The sequence below is a fragment of the Stenotrophomonas sp. YJH_SMC_65 genome (genome assembly GCF_059369475.1).
In genome coordinates, this window is the sequence record NZ_JCAFSR010000005.1 from 337,660 (window position 1) to 353,310 (window position 15,651).

At 65.5% G+C, this 15,651-nt stretch carries 15 protein-coding genes; 8 read left to right on the forward strand and 7 right to left on the reverse strand.

What is annotated here, in order from left to right; translation table 11 throughout:
* The first annotated feature begins 214 nt into the window (after positions 1–214).
* The 4 genes from AC5P7A_RS11955 to AC5P7A_RS11970 all read left to right on the forward strand — a co-directional run bounded on the left by AC5P7A_RS11955 (position 215) and on the right by AC5P7A_RS11970 (position 3,245).
* Positions 215–805, forward strand: coding sequence for a cysteine dioxygenase family protein (locus AC5P7A_RS11955; protein WP_014645425.1), 591 nt, complete (start codon positions 215–217; stop codon positions 803–805).
* A gap of 117 nt (positions 806–922) precedes the next feature.
* On the forward strand, positions 923–1,561 hold the full coding sequence (gene eda, locus AC5P7A_RS11960) for a bifunctional 4-hydroxy-2-oxoglutarate aldolase/2-dehydro-3-deoxy-phosphogluconate aldolase (protein WP_495220163.1): 639 nt from the start codon (positions 923–925) through the stop codon (positions 1,559–1,561).
* Positions 1,562–1,657: 96 nt separating this feature from the next.
* Positions 1,658–2,686 carry an alcohol dehydrogenase AdhP gene (adhP, locus tag AC5P7A_RS11965; protein WP_014645423.1) on the forward strand — a complete coding sequence of 343 codons (1,029 nt, stop codon included), beginning with the start codon at positions 1,658–1,660 and terminating at the stop codon, positions 2,684–2,686.
* Between the two features lie 166 nt (positions 2,687–2,852).
* Positions 2,853–3,245: a hypothetical protein gene (locus tag AC5P7A_RS11970; RefSeq protein ID WP_075075938.1), complete on the forward strand. Its 393-nt coding sequence runs from the start codon at positions 2,853–2,855 to the stop codon at positions 3,243–3,245.
* A gap of 75 nt (positions 3,246–3,320) precedes the next feature.
* Here AC5P7A_RS11970 and ligD read toward each other — a convergent pair whose 3' ends face one another.
* The 3 genes from ligD to AC5P7A_RS11985 form a co-directional block, all read right to left on the reverse strand.
* A complete protein-coding gene (gene ligD, locus AC5P7A_RS11975; RefSeq protein WP_495220164.1) occupies positions 3,321–5,813 on the reverse strand; it encodes a DNA ligase D in 2,493 nt (830 codons plus the stop codon).
* A gap of 3 nt (positions 5,814–5,816) precedes the next feature.
* Positions 5,817–6,737 (reverse strand): non-homologous end joining protein Ku, encoded by a 921-nt coding sequence (ku, locus tag AC5P7A_RS11980; protein ID WP_032958403.1) that lies wholly within the window; start codon positions 6,735–6,737, stop codon positions 5,817–5,819.
* A gap of 164 nt (positions 6,738–6,901) precedes the next feature.
* Entirely contained in the window at positions 6,902–7,300 is a 399-nt protein-coding gene (locus AC5P7A_RS11985; RefSeq protein ID WP_014035432.1) for a hypothetical protein, read from the reverse strand.
* A 146-nt stretch (positions 7,301–7,446) separates the two neighbouring features.
* Here AC5P7A_RS11985 and AC5P7A_RS11990 point away from each other — a divergent pair, with 146 nt between their 5' ends.
* Positions 7,447–7,791, forward strand: a complete 345-nt coding sequence (locus tag AC5P7A_RS11990) for a hypothetical protein (RefSeq protein WP_014645419.1) — start codon at positions 7,447–7,449, stop codon at positions 7,789–7,791.
* A gap of 79 nt (positions 7,792–7,870) precedes the next feature.
* Here AC5P7A_RS11990 and AC5P7A_RS11995 read toward each other — a convergent pair whose 3' ends face one another.
* Positions 7,871–9,964 (reverse strand): TonB-dependent receptor family protein, encoded by a 2,094-nt coding sequence (locus tag AC5P7A_RS11995; RefSeq protein WP_495220165.1) that lies wholly within the window; start codon positions 9,962–9,964, stop codon positions 7,871–7,873.
* 171 nt (positions 9,965–10,135) lie between these two features.
* On the opposite strand from AC5P7A_RS11995, the gene AC5P7A_RS12000 reads away from it, so the two are divergent.
* From AC5P7A_RS12000 to AC5P7A_RS12010, 3 genes are all read left to right on the forward strand, one after another.
* Positions 10,136–11,338 carry an amino acid aminotransferase gene (locus AC5P7A_RS12000; RefSeq protein WP_014645417.1) on the forward strand — a complete coding sequence of 401 codons (1,203 nt, stop codon included), beginning with the start codon at positions 10,136–10,138 and terminating at the stop codon, positions 11,336–11,338.
* A 259-nt stretch (positions 11,339–11,597) separates the two neighbouring features.
* Positions 11,598–12,614 carry a class 1 fructose-bisphosphatase gene (locus AC5P7A_RS12005; protein WP_032957939.1) on the forward strand — a complete coding sequence of 339 codons (1,017 nt, stop codon included), beginning with the start codon at positions 11,598–11,600 and terminating at the stop codon, positions 12,612–12,614.
* Between the two features lie 108 nt (positions 12,615–12,722).
* A complete protein-coding gene (locus tag AC5P7A_RS12010; protein ID WP_053494964.1) occupies positions 12,723–13,433 on the forward strand; it encodes a 2OG-Fe(II) oxygenase in 711 nt (236 codons plus the stop codon).
* Positions 13,434–13,529: 96 nt separating this feature from the next.
* Here AC5P7A_RS12010 and AC5P7A_RS12015 read toward each other — a convergent pair whose 3' ends face one another.
* The 3 genes from AC5P7A_RS12015 to AC5P7A_RS12025 all read right to left on the reverse strand — a co-directional run bounded on the left by AC5P7A_RS12015 (position 13,530) and on the right by AC5P7A_RS12025 (position 15,607).
* Entirely contained in the window at positions 13,530–14,129 is a 600-nt protein-coding gene (locus tag AC5P7A_RS12015) for a hypothetical protein (RefSeq protein WP_152905745.1), read from the reverse strand.
* 621 nt (positions 14,130–14,750) lie between these two features.
* Positions 14,751–14,933, reverse strand: coding sequence for a hypothetical protein (locus AC5P7A_RS12020; protein ID WP_041863994.1), 183 nt, complete (start codon positions 14,931–14,933; stop codon positions 14,751–14,753).
* A 68-nt stretch (positions 14,934–15,001) separates the two neighbouring features.
* On the reverse strand, positions 15,002–15,607 hold the full coding sequence (locus AC5P7A_RS12025) for a hypothetical protein (RefSeq protein WP_229653730.1): 606 nt from the start codon (positions 15,605–15,607) through the stop codon (positions 15,002–15,004).
* Between the last annotated feature and the right edge of the window lie 44 nt (positions 15,608–15,651).

Below are 15,651 nucleotides of genomic sequence, written 5' to 3' on the forward strand. Positions count from 1 at the left end.
TCTAGCCTTGCACCCGTCGGATGCGAAGTTGCGGAACGTCGCAGCGGATCTGAATCGCGTCGTGTTCGACACGTTTTGCTGCGCGAGGTTCCCTTGTGATTGCTCTAGTGCCTCTGCATCTGAACCGTTCTTCTGCGCGTGTTCACCCTGAATGCGGACGCGACGCGCGCGAACGCCAACATTCCCTTAACCATGCTCCGCTACAGTCAGGTGCATGGACCTGCAGACCTCTCCGTTTCCGCCGTTCCGTGGCCGCGACCGGTTGATCGCTGCGGTCGACGCGGCGGTGACCGCCGGTGATGCCGGGCGCATCACCGCCGACCTGCAGCTGGCGCTGCAGGAAGCCATAACCGACAGCCGCATCGAATTGCCCGAATGCGTGCATCGGCCGGTCAGTGATCATTACGCGCGACGTCCGCTGTACCACAGCCGCGAACACGGCTACAGCGTGATCGCCATGAGCTGGGGCCCAGGGCAGGGCACGCCGCTGCACGACCACGATGCCATGTGGTGTGTGGAGGGAGTGTGGTTGGGCGAACTGGAGATCACCCGTTACGAGCTGCTGGAGCGCGCCGGCGAGCGCTGGCGTTTCCACCGCCACGCCACGCTGCGCGGAGGCTGCGGCAGTGCCGGCAGCCTGATCCCGCCGCACGAGTACCACACCCTGCGCAACGCCAGCGACGACGCATTGGCGATTTCTGTGCACGTGTACGAGTCGCAGATGGAGCGCTCGGCGGTGTTCGACCCGCTCGGTGGCGACTGGTACCAGCGCCGCATCCAGGCGCTGCAGGCCGACCCGGCCTGACCGGGGCAGGGCGGGGCGACGCTGCCAGCACCTTCGTGAGCCACGTGGCATCATGCGCCGCTGCGCTGCCGTACCCGGCGGCGATCCGCGATGCCCCGTCGGGCAAGGAGCAAAACCATGTCCAGCGCTGATCCGCGCCTGCGCGCGCTGTTGAAGCTGGCACCGGTGATCCCGGTGTACACCCCCGAAGATGTGAATGAAGCGGTCGACGTCGCCCAGGCACTGTTCCGCGGCGGCCTGCCGGTAATCGAGGTCACGCTGCGCACGCCGCAGGCGCTGGATGCGATCAAGGCGATGGTCGAGGCCGTGCCGGACGCGGTGATCGGTGCCGGCACCGTACTCGACGCCGCGCAGATGCACGCAGCGAAGCAGGCCGGCGCGCGATTCGCGGTGTCCCCGGGCGCAACACCGACGCTGTATGCAGCCGCGCGTGATGCCGACCTGCCGTACCTGCCCGGTGCCGCCACCGCCTCGGACCTGATCCTGGGCCTGGAGCATGGCCAGGACACCTTCAAGTTCTTCCCGGCGGTACAGGCCGGCGGCGCCGCGCTACTGGCCGCCTGGCACGGTCCGTTCGCCGATGTGCGCTTCTGCCCGACCGGCGGCATCAGTGCGCAGACCGCGCCGCAGTTCCTGCATCTGCCCAACGTGCTGTGCGTCGGCGGTTCGTGGCTGACCACCCCGGCACTGCTGCAGACCCGCGACTGGGAGGCGATCGAACGCCTGGCCCGCGAGGCGTCCGTGCTGGCCAGCTGAACCTGCTCCGCGAATCTTCAAAGGTTTGATCGTGATCAAAGCGCCGGCCTCGTGCCGGCGTCATTCTGTGGGCAAGCGCACTACGGAGATCCGAACATGAATTCGACCATGAAGGCCGCTGTCGTGCGTGAGTTCGGCAAGCCACTGGTGATCGAGGAAGTCTCGGTACCACGCCCGGGGGCGGGCGAGGTACTGGTCAGGATCGAGGCCTGTGGCGTCTGCCACACCGACCTGCACGCCGCCGAGGGCGACTGGCCGGTGAAACCGAACCCGCCGTTCATCCCCGGCCACGAGGGCGTGGGGCACGTCGTGGCCGTGGGAGGCGGGGTAGGGCACGTCAAGGAAGGCGACAGGGTCGGCATCCCCTGGTTGTACTCGGCGTGTGGCCATTGCGAACACTGCCTAGGTGGCTGGGAAACGTTGTGCGAGACACAGCGCAATACCGGTTACTCGGTCAACGGCGGCTTCGCCGAGTACGCACTGGCCGATGCCAACTATGTCGGCCTGCTTCCGAAGGACGTGGGCTTCGTCGAGATCGCACCGGTGCTGTGCGCCGGCGTGACCGTCTACAAGGGCCTGAAGGTCACCGACACCAAGCCCGGCGACTGGGTGGCGATTTCCGGCATCGGTGGCCTGGGCCACATGGCGGTGCAGTACGCCCGTGCGATGGGCCTGAACGTGGCTGCGGTGGACGTGGACGACAACAAGCTGGCATTGGCCCGGCAGCTGGGTGCGCAGATCACCGTGAACGCGCGCACCACCGATCCGGCCGCCTTCCTCAGGAAGGAGATCGGCGGCGCGCACGGCGCCCTGGTCACGGCGGTCTCACCGAAGGCGTTCGAGCAGGCGCTGGGCATGGTCCGCCGTGGCGGCACCGTCTCGCTCAACGGACTGCCGCCCGGTAATTTCCCGCTGGACATCTTCGGCATGGTGCTCAACGGCATCACCGTGCGCGGCTCGATCGTCGGCACCCGGCTGGACCTGCAGGAGTCGCTGCAGTTCGCCGCCGAAGGCAAGGTCGCGGCCACGGTCAGCACCGACCGCCTGGAGAACATCAACGACGTGTTCGCGCGCATGCACGCGGGCACCATTGAGGGCCGCGTGGTACTCGACTTCGCTGCCTGACCGCCTGTGCATGGCCGCCGTCGCTCCGTCCCCCTCTCCCACGGACGCGGCGGCCATGCCGATTCATCGGTAGTGCCGGCCGCTGGCCGGCAAACCCCAGGCGGTTCGGTAGTGCCGGCCGCTGGCCGGCAACGCGGGCACTCTGTGGCCGCCGTACAATGCGCGCATGCCCGGCCTGCTCAAGACCCTGTTCCTGTCCATCGTCGCCCTGATCGGCGGCGTCCTGTCGCTTGCGCTGGTCAGCAGCGTCGCCAGCTGGCTGCCCCCGTTGCTGGGCCTGTCGCCGGACAACAACAGCGTGCAGCTGGGCTGGGACCTCACCTTCAGCGTTCTTGGTGGCATCGCGGGCGTTTCCTTTGCCACCTATTACGCCCCCTGCTGGCCGCGTTCGCATGGCTTCTCGATCTGGTCGCTGATCGCGCTGGGCTGTGGCTACGCGATGTGGACGGCCGGTGCGGATTTCCCGTTCTGGTTCGTCATTGCGCTGCTGGCATCGCTGCCGCTGCAACTGCTGGCCGGTTGGTGGTTCGGCCGCCGCGCCTCGCGCGACGCAGGGTAACGCCGCCTTTGTAGAGCCGAGCCCATGCTCGGCTTTCATGCACATCGACACAGGCAGCCGAGCATGGGCTCGGCTCTACAGGTCCATGCGCGGCAGCGTCTGCTTCAACTGCGCGATGCCCTGCCATGGGTCACTCTTCAGGCGTTGCGCCCTCGCCAGCGCCTTGCCCATGGGAAAGGCGTCGGCAGCACTGATACGCGCCAGTTCCTCCCAGCGCAGCGGCACTGCCACACCGGCGGAATCACGCGCGCGCAGCGACCACGAGCACACGCTGGTGGCCCCTCGGGTGTTGCGCAACCAGTCGATGAAGATGACGCCACTGCGCTTGGCCTTGCTCATCGTCGCCACATAGCGATCAGGTTGCTCCTTTGCCATTGCCTGCGCAAAGGCCTCGCAGAACGCCTTCGCCTCGTCCCAGCCGGCCTTGGGCTGCAGCGGTACCACCACATGTACCCCCTTGCCGCCAGACAGCCGCACGAAGCTCTCCAGGCCCACCTGCTGCAGACGATCACGCACATCACGTGCACCCGATTTCACCTGTGCCCAGCTGACGCCTTCTCCAGGATCGAGATCGAATACCAGTCGATCCGGATGCTCGGTGTCTGCTACGGTCGCACCCCACGGATGCAGCTCCAGCGTGTTCATCTGCACCAGCTGCAGCAGGCCCCGTGCGTCGTCGATATAGACGTAGTCCTCGCGGCCGCTCTTCTGCTGCAGGGGCACCGCGTGCACCGCGTCGCCCAGGCCGGGGCCATGATGCTTCTGGAAGAAACAGGCCTTGCCCACCCCATCGGGGCAGCGCAGCAATGACAGCGGCCGTCCCGCAATTTCGGGCAGGATCCAGCGCGCCATGCGCCGGTAATAGTCGGCCACGTCGCCTTTGCCCAGTCCCTGACTGGGAAACACCACCCGCTCCGGATGCGTGATCTGGACCTCGCCCCCGGCTTCAGCAACTGCTGTTGCGTTGCTCATTCCCAGGTCCTCCTTCTGCTTGTCGCTGCGCAGCCGCTTGAAACTGGCCTGGCGCAGCAGGCCTTCCTTGCCCCAGCCACGGAACGCCACTTCCGCCACCGTCACCGGCTTCACCCAGCGCACGCTGGCGGCGCGGAACGGCACATGCGCCGGAAGCTGCAGCACGGGCGTCTTTACTGCCAGTGGCTGCAATGCCTTGAGCAGCGCGCGCAGGTTCTCGTCGTCGAAGCCGGTACCGACGCGGCCCACATAGCGCAGACCCTCCTTGTCCGGCGTTGCCAGCAACAATGATCCGAAACCCACCCGCGAGCCCCTGGGGGCCGTGTAGCCGACAATCACGAACTCGTCGGTGTCTTCGTGCTTCACCTTCACCCAGCTGCGTGCGCGGGTGTTCACGTACGGCGCGTCCACCTGCTTGCTGACGATGCCTTCGAATCCGGCCTGGCCACTGGCATCGAACACCTGCGGGCCCTGGTCGATCACATGTTCGCTGAAGGCCAGGATGCCGGGCACCGGTCCGATGAGATCCTTCAGCAGCGCTTTGCGTTCCAGCAATGGCGCACGACTGATGTCCGCGTTGGCCACACCCGGAAGATCGAACACGATGTAGCGCAGCGGTTGCTTCGAGCTTCCATCGATCACGCGCTGCAACGCTGCGAAATCGCTGCGCCCTTCCTTGTCCAGCACCACCAGCTCACCGTCCAGGCGCGCATCGCGCACCGGCAGCGCCTGCACGGCCTGCACGACCTCGGGGAAGTCATCGGTCCAATCCAGGCCATTGCGGGAGCGGAGCTTCACCTCGCCGTCGTGTAGATCGGCCAGCAGGCGATAGCCGTCCCACTTGATCTCGTGCAGCCAACGCGCGCCGTCCGGCGCGCTGTCGCGATGATCGGTCAATTGCGGTTTGAACCCATGCGGGTAGGGCGTGTCACGTGCGCCGTCCAGTTTCAGCGCGCGCGCATGCCAGCGTGCATCGGCCTTGCGGGTAGCCGTGCGTGCGGCGGGCACAGCACGCCCTGCCTTCCCCCCAGTGCGCTTCATCACGGTGGATGCGCGCTTGGGCACGTGCGCGTCCAGCAGATCGTCTGCTTCGGCATCGCGCGCCTGCTCGTCGTCGCGCTTGATCAGCAGCCACTGCACCTGGCGTCCCTTCATTGCCGTGCGCACCAGCTTCCAGCCACCGGCCAGGCGTTGTCCATGCAGTACGAAGTCGATCTTTCCAGCTGCCAGCGCCTGCAGTGGATCGCCTTCGCAGGCCCAGGTGCCCTGATCGAACACCTCCACGTGCCCCGCGCCGTAGTGGCCTTCGGGAATGTCGCCCTCGAAGCCAGCGTAGGACAACGGGTGATCTTCCACTTCCACGGCCAGCCGCTTCTCGCCGACGCGAAGCGAAGGGCCTTTCGGCACTGCCCAGCTCTTCAGCACGCCGTCCATCTCAAGGCGGAAGTCATAGTGGCGCGAACTGGCATGGTGCAGCTGGATGACGAAGGTTGGCCGCCGCTGCGGATCACCGCGTGCGGGTGTGTCGTCAGGCTCCGGCGTCTGCCCTGTGCCTCCGCCAAGCCGGCGCTTGCGCCGGTACTGGTGCAGCGACATGGTTCAACCTGCCTTGCGCCGTGGTGCGGCCTTCTTCGCAGCCTTCTTCGTTGTCTTCTTTGCGGCCTTCTTCACCGTCGACTTTGCAGCTGCCTTGCGCGTTGCGGCCTTCTTCGCCGGCGTGCGCTTGTTCGCATCCAGGCTCTTCTGCAGCAACGCCATGAAGTCGACAACGTTCGTTGTCGCATCCTCGTGTGGTGCGGGCTCATCTTCCACCCGCGTGGTGCCGCCCTTGGACTTGATGCGCTTGTTCAGCACCTGCTGCAGGCGCTCGCGGAATTCATCGTGGTAGTGCGATGGGTCCCAATCGCCGGACATCGACTCGATCAACTGCTCGGCCATCGCCGTTTCCTTGCTGGTGATGCGGTAGTCGGACAGCTTGCCGGCAGGCAGCTTGTAGTCCTCGGGATCCACCAGTTCCTGCGGATAGCGCAGGATCATCAGCACCAGCGCGTCCGCATGCGGCATCACCGCACACAGGTACTCGCGCGTGCGCACCACCACCCGGGCAATGCCTACCTTGCCGGTACTGCGCAGCGTTTCGCGCAGGAGCACGTAGCCCTTTTCGGCCTTCTTGCCGGGCACCAGCAGGTACGGCTTCTCGTAGTAGCGCGGGTCGATCTGCGCTGCGTCCACGAAGGATTCCACCTCCACCGCTTCGTGGCTTTCCGGCGCCGCCGAGCGGATGTCGCCTTCCTCCAGCACGACATAACTGCCCTTGTCGTACTCATAGGCTTTGACGATGTCCTTCCAGGGCACTTCCTCGCCGGTGTCGGCGTTGACCCTTTCGAAACGGATCGGCTTGCGATCGCGCGAGTCGAGCATGCGGAACTGCAGGTCAACCTTGCGTTCGCCGGACATCAGCGACACCGGCACATTGAGCAGTCCGAAGGACAGCGTACCGGTCCAGATCGGGCGGGCCATGGACGCACCTTTGATGGGGCAGGGCACCCAGCTTCGGTTGGGCGGTGTAAACCACCCGTGTCGATACCGTGCACGTGGGTTCCACGCAGGTGCGGTAGTGCCGGCCGCCGGCCGGCAGAGCTCGCGGCCTCAAGTGTCCTGGGGTTGCCGGCCAGCGGCCGGCACTACTGCAGCAACGGCCTCACCGCCGCCGCCGGAATATGGTCCAGCGCGCGCCAGGCGTCCTCCACCACCGGCCGCGCCTGCGACCAGCCCAGCCGCGACTGCCCGCGCATCTGTTCCCAGTGCTCGGCCAATTCCTCGCAGGTATCGGCAGCGTCGCCGCGCGGCCAGTCGGCAGCATGGGTGGTCAACGCGAAGGCATAGACCGGGCACAGGTCACGCCAGTTGCGATGACTTTGCCCGCGACGTTCCTCGTAGTCACTGAGCATGTACTGCAGATAGTCCTGGGCCACCGCCTGCGGATCCTCATGGCGGCGCGTGCGGCGCTGCGCGGTACGTTGGCCGAGCGGATCGAGCAGGGCGTTGAACACGGACGGTGCGGGTCGTTCAAGACGGGGCATGGCCGGCTCCTGCAGCGGGGGCGGGTGGGCAGGAATACGCGCGGTGCCGTTACCAGCGGGTGAGCGAGATGTTCATGACGCCAGGTTCGCGGCGGCTTTACCTGCGTCGCGATGTAGTGGGAACCCCAAGCGCAGGTAGCCAGACCATGAGCCGAGAGACCTCCCGCGACCCGCTGCGCGCAAACCACCCGCCCATTCCGGGCGAGCAGCGCGGCAAACGCGATGCCGACAACGCCGACTACCGTGGCACCGGCGCACCGTTCTTCGATGCCGAGCACGGGAGCGACCATCTGCCGGTGAAGCACGAGGCTGAACAGGCAGCGCAGGACCGCAAGGATGGCGGTGACCGCCATCGCGGTGGCCAGGAAAGCCCGCTCAAGCGCCGCGAACGCAAGCAGCGCGCCAGCGACAACCAGGACGAAGCGCTGGAGGAGACCTTCCCGGCCAGCGACCCGACATCGCCGTTCGTGCCAGCCAAGGCCCCCGACTGACGGGTAGTGCCGGCCGCTGGCCGGCAACCTCCTGACATCCTGCACGGCGCGATGTCGGCCAGCGGCCGGCACTACCCCTTCAACGCCACGACCATTGCAGGCCGACGTTGGCCCGCCGTCCCGGTCCCGGTTCGTAGAAGCGCCCGTTGCCATCGTTGACGATCACCGAGCCTATGTAGGCGTGGTCCAGCACGTTCTCCATCCGGGCGAAGGCGCGCAGCTCGCCACCCGGCAGGGCCCAGCGACGGCCGGCTTCCAGATGCAGCAGGGCGAAGCCGGGCGCGCGTTCGGTCGCCACGTCGTTGACTACGGTATCACTGCTGGCGGAGGCCTCCAGCGCCCACTGCCACTGGCCGGGCGACCATTGCAGCCGGGCAAAGGCCTGCTGGCGCGGTACCCCGGGCAGGCGGCTGCCGGCGGCAACCAGGGTGTTGGAGGTGAGGTACGGCGAACGCGCCTGCGCCTGCAGCCAGGTCCACGCCAGCTGCAGCTCCAGCTGCTCGGCCAGCGGCTGGCGATACTGCAATTCCACACCCTGGCGGCGGGTGCGGCCGATGTTGCGATAGGTGCTGCGACCGCCGATATTGCTGGCAACTGCCAGCTCATCGTCGGTATCTGCACGGAACAGGCTGACATCGAGCTGGGTTCCATGCTGTGCGTGCCACTTGCTGCCTAGCTCCAGGCTGCGGCTGCGGGCGGCCGCCAGATCCAGCGCCAGACCCGCCTGACCATCGGCGCGATACCCCAGCTCGTTGAAGGTGGGGGTCTCGAATCCACGCCCCACGGCGGCATGCAGGCGCCACTGCGGGCTGGCCTCGAAGCTGACGCCTGCCACCGGCGTGGTCGCCTGGTAGCGCCGGTGGCCACTGTCATCCGGGTTGCGGGTGGTGATGTAGCGATCGTCCGAGTCGAAACGCACCGCGCTGTGGCGCACCCCGGCCAGCAGCGACCAGCGCGGACTCCATTGCCACCAGGCCTGGGCGAACTGGTCCACGTTCTGCACGGTATCGATCTGGTCACGGCGCAGGCGCCCGCGCACCCCGAGGGCGCTGCCCACGAAGTTCTCGTAGCCGGTGCGGTGCTGGCGCTGGCGGTCGGCGCTGAGCCCGGCCACCAGGTCCAGCGGCCGGCCGGCGAGGTCGCCGTGCCAGCCCCAGCGCGCGTCCAGCCCGCCATACCCGCCCTGCAGATCGATCACGCCGCCGGCATGCAGCGGGCTGTTGGTCTGGGGTGCCGGCGGAATCGGCAGGTATTGGGTCACCGTGCGTTGGCCGGCATAGCCCATCAATTGCCAGCGCTGTGCCCCGGTCTCCCGGGTCCAGCGCAGGCCAGCCTGCTGCTGGCGCACCGATTTGCGGGTGTTGTACTGGTGCGCGACTGCCGTGGCCTGGCGCGGATCAGCCGCCACCTGGGCACGGCTCAGGCCCAGCGGATCCTGCGCATCGGGGGCATCCAGCGCATTGAGCAGCAGCTCCAGCCGCCCACCGCCCAGATCACCACCAATGCGTGCGTTGAGCGATTCGCGGCGCGCACGGCTGTGGTCCCGCCAGCCATCGGTGCGGAAGTGGTTGGCCGCGATGTTGTAGTCCAGCGCTGGGCCGGCACCCTTGAGCTGTGCGCCGACACTGAGCGTGTTGTCGGCGCCGGCATTCACGCGCGACCGCCACGGGTCACCGGCCTGGCCCTGCGCGCTCCAGACCTGCAGCACGCCACCGGAGGAATTGCCGTACAGCGCCGAGAACGGCCCGCGCAGCACCTCGATGCGCTCGGCGCCCAACAGGCTGGCATGCGACAGCTGGCCCTGGCCGTCAGGCATGGTGGCCGGCACGCCGTCGATCAGCACCCGCACCCCGCGCACGCCGAAGGTCGAGCGTGCGCCGAAGCCACGAATCGACAGCTGCGTGTCCTGGGCGAAGTTCTGCCGGTCACGTGCCAGCAGTCCGGGGACCCCGGCCAAGGCCTCAGACAGCTGCGCACCGGTGCCCGCGCGGCTGGCGTCGATCCAGACCGTGTCCTGGCTGGCCGGCAGCGCGAACGGATCGATGCCCGGCACCCGGGCGGCCTGTACCTGCACCGCAGGCAGGGCGGTGGGCGCAGGCTCGGCCACCGCCGTCCAAGGCGACAGCAGCAGGGCGGACAGCGGCAGGCAACGGCGTCGTGCGGCGGGATTCATGATTCAGGTTGATGGATCGGGCGGCAACGCACGCCATGGTACGGGGCCGCGGATGACGATGGCGGCGGCCAGCCCCGGCAGGCTTTGTTACGATGGGCTGTTTCCGGCCGAAAAGCCGCGGACCGCGTAGCGCACTTCCTCCCCCTTTCCGTCTACCGAACGAGTACCGCCGTGTCCTTCTTTGCAAACGTGGAACTGGTCCCAGGCGACCCGATCCTGGGCCTGACCGAGGCGTACAACGCCGACAGCCGCCCGACCAAGGTCAACCTGGGTGTGGGCATCTACTACGACGAGAGCGGCCGCATTCCGCTGCTGCGCGCCGTCAAGCAGATCGAGCAGCAGCTCGCCGCTGAAGCCAAACCGCGCGGCTACCTGCCGATCGATGGCCTGCCGGCGTACACGCAAGCGACGCGTGAGCTGGTGTTCGGCAAGGATTCGCCGCTGCTGGCCGCCGGCCGCGTGACCACCGCGCAGACCGTTGGTGGCAGCGGTGCGCTGCGCGTCGGCGCCGACGTGCTGAAGAAGCTGCTGCCGCACGCCACCGTTGCGCTGAGCAACCCGAGCTGGGAAAACCACCGTGCGGTGTTCAGCGCCGCTGGTTTCGAGGTGCTGGATTACACCTACTTCGACCCGGGCACCCATGGCGTCGATTTCGACGGCATGCTGGCCGACCTGGGCAAGCTGGAAGCCGGCACCGTGGTGCTGCTGCACGCCTGCTGCCACAACCCCACCGGCGCTGACCTCACGGTCACCCAGTGGAAGCAGGTCGCGCAACTGCTGAAGGACAAGCAGCTGTTCCCCTTCATCGACATGGCCTACCAGGGCTTCGACAAGGGCATCGAGCAGGACGGCGCAGCGGTGCGCATCATCGCCGAAGCCGGCATCGACAGCTTCATCGTCGCCAACTCGTACTCCAAGTCGTTCTCGCTGTATGGCGAGCGCGTGGGTGCGCTGTCGATGGTGGCGCCGACCGCCGCTGACGCCAAGGCCGTGCAATCGCAGGTCAAGCGCGTGATCCGCACCATCTACTCCAGCCCATCCACCCACGGCGCTGCACTGGTGGCCGGCGTGCTGACCAACCCGGAACTGCGTGCGATGTGGGAGCAGGAGCTGACCGAGATGCGCGAGCGCATCCACGCCCTGCGCCACGGCCTGGTCGAGAAGCTGGCCGCTGCCGGTGCACCGCAGTTCGGTTTCATCAACGAGCAGGCCGGCATGTTCTCCTACTCCGGCCTGAGCCGTGAGCAGGTCGAGCGCCTGCGCGACGAGTTCGGCATCTACGCCGTCGGCACCGGCCGTATCTGCGTGGCCGCGCTGAACCAGAACAACCTGGAATACGTCGCCAAGGCCGTGGCCACCGTCGCCAAGGGCTGAAGCAACGCTCCAGTAGCTTGAGGACAAAGGCGCCGAAAGGCGCCTTTGTTTTTTGCGCCCTGGTCTCTGTAGAGCCGAGCCTACGCTCGGCTTGTGCGGCATGAAGGACGAAGAGCAGCCGAGCGCGGGATCGGCTCTACAGAAGGAGGGCGCCACGAGCGCAACGCATCTGGAAACGATTACGCCTTCCCGCGCTCACGCACGCCCCCGCCAGACGGGCGACAATAGGCGTTTTCCCGCTGCCGAGACCTGCCCGCTCATGTCCCGTACTTCGTTGACCCGCTTCCTGATCCAGGAACAGCACGCCGGCCGCATCAATGCCGACCTGCGCCAGCTGATCGCGGTCGTCGCCCGCGCCTGCACCAGCATCTCCATCGCCGTCAGCAAGGGCGCCCTCGGTGGCGTGCTCGGCGACGCCGGTACCGGCAACGTGCAGGGTGAAGCGCAGAAGAAGCTCGACGTCATCAGCAACGAGATCCTGCTCGAAGCCAACGCCTGGGGTGGCCACCTCGCCGCCTGCGCCTCGGAGGAAATGGACCACAGCCAGCCGGTGCCGGACATCTATCCCCGGGGTGATTTCCTGCTGCTGTTCGATCCCCTCGATGGCAGCTCCAACATCGACGTCAACGTCTCCGTCGGCACCATCTTCTCCGTGCTGCGCTGCCCGACCAATGTCGAGCTGCCGGGCGACGACGCCTTCCTGCAGCCGGGCAGCAAGCAGATCGCCGCCGGCTACTGCATCTACGGGCCCAGCACCCAGCTGGTGCTGACCGTCGGCCATGGCACCCACGCCTTCACCCTGGACCGCGAGAAGGGCGAGTTCGTGCTGACCACCGAGAACATGCAGATCCCGGCGGCCACCCAGGAATTCGCGATCAACATGTCCAACCAGCGCCACTGGGAAGCGCCGATGCAGGCCTACGTCGGCGACCTGCTGGCGGGCAAGGAAGGCGTACGCGGCAAGAACTTCAACATGCGCTGGATCGCCAGCATGGTGGCCGACGTGCATCGCATCCTTACCCGCGGCGGCATCTTCATCTACCCGTGGGACAAGAAGGACCCGTCCAAGGCCGGCAAGCTGCGCCTGATGTACGAAGCCAACCCGATGGGCCTGCTGGTCGAGCAGGCCGGCGGCGCCGCCTGGACCGGCCGCGAGCGCATCCTCGACATCCAGCCCGACCAGCTGCACCAGCGCGTGCCGGTGTTCCTCGGTTCGCGCGAGGAAGTGGCCGAGGCCGTGCGCTACCACCACGCACACGACGACGCACAGGGCTGACAACCGATCGCCTGACAGCGGTCATGGCAGATCGATGACATGACCGTGGGGTGACACCGAGGGCGGCAAACGGCACCATCAAGCCGTTGCCGCCGAAGGAACGCACGCATGCACGAGCAGGGCCCGGTCGATTTCATCGAAGTCATCCACAACGCCGTCCCCAGCGAGGTCTGCGCGGCGATCGTCGAGCGCATGCGTGCGACGCGTGGCCTGCTGCCCGGTGCGGTGGGCAGTGGCGTGTTCCCGGAACTCAAGCACAGCAAGGATCTGCGCATCAGTGGCCTGGACGGCTGGCAGGATGTTGATCAGCAGCTGCAGATTGCGGTGTTCAACGGCCTGCTGACTTATCTACGCCGTTATCCACAGGCGTTGATCGCCCCACTGATGTTGCAGATCCAGGACAGCAACGGCCAACCGCGACGCCTGTCTGCCGAGGACTTCCCCGACATGCCGCAGCAGCAGCTGGCCGACCTGGCCCGCACCTGCCTGCGCCCGGGTGCGATCAACCTGCAGTGGTATGCGGCGGGCGAGGGCGGCTACCCGTACTGGCACTGCGAGCTGTACCCGAAGGATGCGCAGGCCGAGACCCTGCACCGGCATGTGCTGTGGACGCTGTACCTCAACGACGAATTCGAAGAGGGCGAAACCGAGTTCATGTTCCAGGGCCGCAAGATCGCGCCACGTACCGGCAGCCTGTTGATCGCCCCGACGGCGTTCACCCACACCCATCGCGGGAATCGGCCACAGGGCGGCGACAAGTTCATCGCGACCAGTTGGATCCTCTTCCAGAGTGCGCAGAAGTTGTTTGGAGGAGGGTGAAGCAAACTGGTCACTCGATGTTCTCAGCATCTTGTCCGGATCAAGAAGCGGGCCCCCGAGATCCTGTGCTGTCGTGCGGGCAGTTGGTGCTATCTCCTAAGGCAATCCGCTACTCGGGCTGCCCTCGCTGATAAGAGAATCTCCAGGGGCGTGCACGCCTTCCCAGGCGCCCACCTGACCCAGCGGTCTCCGGATGGCATTCAGTTCATAGCTGAGCTCGCGCATCTTGCAGTGGTCCTTCCAGCCCGCGGGGCTATCGAGATCAAAGCGCGCGTTGATGCGAAGCTGCATCAGATCATTGGATTTCCTGAGGATTTCGACGCTGCCTGAAACGGCCTTTCCGTAGCATCCAGTGCTGCCAGGTCTCAGGCTAAGGCCAGTGCTGTAGAACGCCCTGATATCACCCTCCGTCAAACTGAAGACATCGCCCTCCGCCAGATTCGGGGGAAGGATCAATGTCAGCTTCCTGTATCTTTCATTCTCAATCTTGGTCGCTGTGTACTCGCGCAATGCCACTACGACATTGTCGCCATCAACAATCCGATGGCACGCAAGTGAAATTTCCCTGTAGTCAGACCTTTCGCAGCCGGTCACATCAGAGTTGGCGTTAGACACGTAGAAGGCGCTGATCTTATGGCTACCAGGAAGCAGCGACGCGCACGCGCTGCAGCTCAAGCCTAGAACAAGCGCAATCAACAATCTCGTTCGCACAGTCGCGCTCCCCAGAAACATCTACTTGTACGGTGCGAATTTTTTATATCGCTCGCGTCGTAACCACGGCGGTCGACACCGACCAGCTCGCCCGGAACCACCGGCTCAGAATCAGGGTCTCGGCTTCCTACCTGGCCTGATCAAGGTCTTGTGCATGACCCAGGCGATCCAGCCGCAGACCAATCCGATCCCCGCGACAATGATTTCCTCTTCCTCGAAGGCAGTTCCATTTAGCCCTTGATAGGCGACGAACGCGATTGCTCTCAATGACAGCAAAGCAAATAAACCAACAGGTACCCAAAGTAGAATCTTCATCACTCTCCAAATCGCGATCGCACAAACCAGTGCTGGACGACTGGCAATCCTGGATCTCTTTTCCTGCTTTTTCGCGGTGCCATAAGTTCCTCGCACAGTCGCCTTACCGCGGATGATGTACCCAGTGCCTTGAATCCGCCGCGAGCGGTCGTCCAGTCAGAAATGATTCTGACTGCCTTGGCTCTGTGATGCCCCAGGAGAGCTCCGCCACTCTTCAAGGCTGCCATGCCAGGACCTCCAGTCAATGCTTTCTCAGCAATGGACCCGGACCACGGTCGAACGAACTCACCTCTACCGAGGGCGGCGGCGATAGAGAATCCCTCCCGCCATCAGACCAAAGAGGGCGACGCCGAAGCCCACGAGTTCTTCGTTCCCAAGCGCGTTTCCTGACATCAGCTTGGCAGTCGTCAGCAGAAGAAAGTTCAGTGGAAGCATCCAAAGGAACGCGATGCCGAGCCGGTGGATGATCTTCATTTTCAGTTATCGCATTGTTCCAGATACATCGAAATAAGCCAGTATTGGGTAAAGGTTGATCCGCTCGATTATCTGGCAGGTCCAAAGGATCCCAAGAGGTTGCCGTTGCCGCCTTGCCAGGCACTGAGCTTCTCGACGGGGATCTCCTCGAGTTGACAGGTGAACTGGAGATAGAAGGAACGGTCCTCCTTTCGATAGCTGTTCCACCCAACAGCCGTCACTTTGACTTCGATCCGACTGTCGCCCTTGTGCGGCCGATGTAGTTCGATATCCGCTGAATCGGACAACCAGTAGTCTCCCTTGTGCGCGAAGCCCGCGCTGCCACTGCTCAGGCGTGCGCCGAGCACGGCCGGAATCCCTTCAGAGGACGGAGTGTATCCAGACAGGGTGCCGGTGACCTTGGTGAACTCTTGGGAATCCATCACGCCCGGTGATTCCGAGAACAGGCGAAGCAGAAGAAGGGTGTCGGTGCCCTTGCTGACCACCTGACCTGCATTTGCTGTCCACAAACGTTGTTCGAACTCGTCCAGGCCAGCCGGCATTTCAGTGACGACCGCGGCCTGCGGAACGACGATGCATTCGTGCAGGGCGCGGGCCTGGACTTGCAGGGTCGCAAGGCAGAGAAGAAGACCACTGGCACGGAAGCAGTGACTGCATTTCATCGTGTACAACACCAGGCGATGCGGCAGGGTGTGGATTGTTACCGGTGGATCGCGCT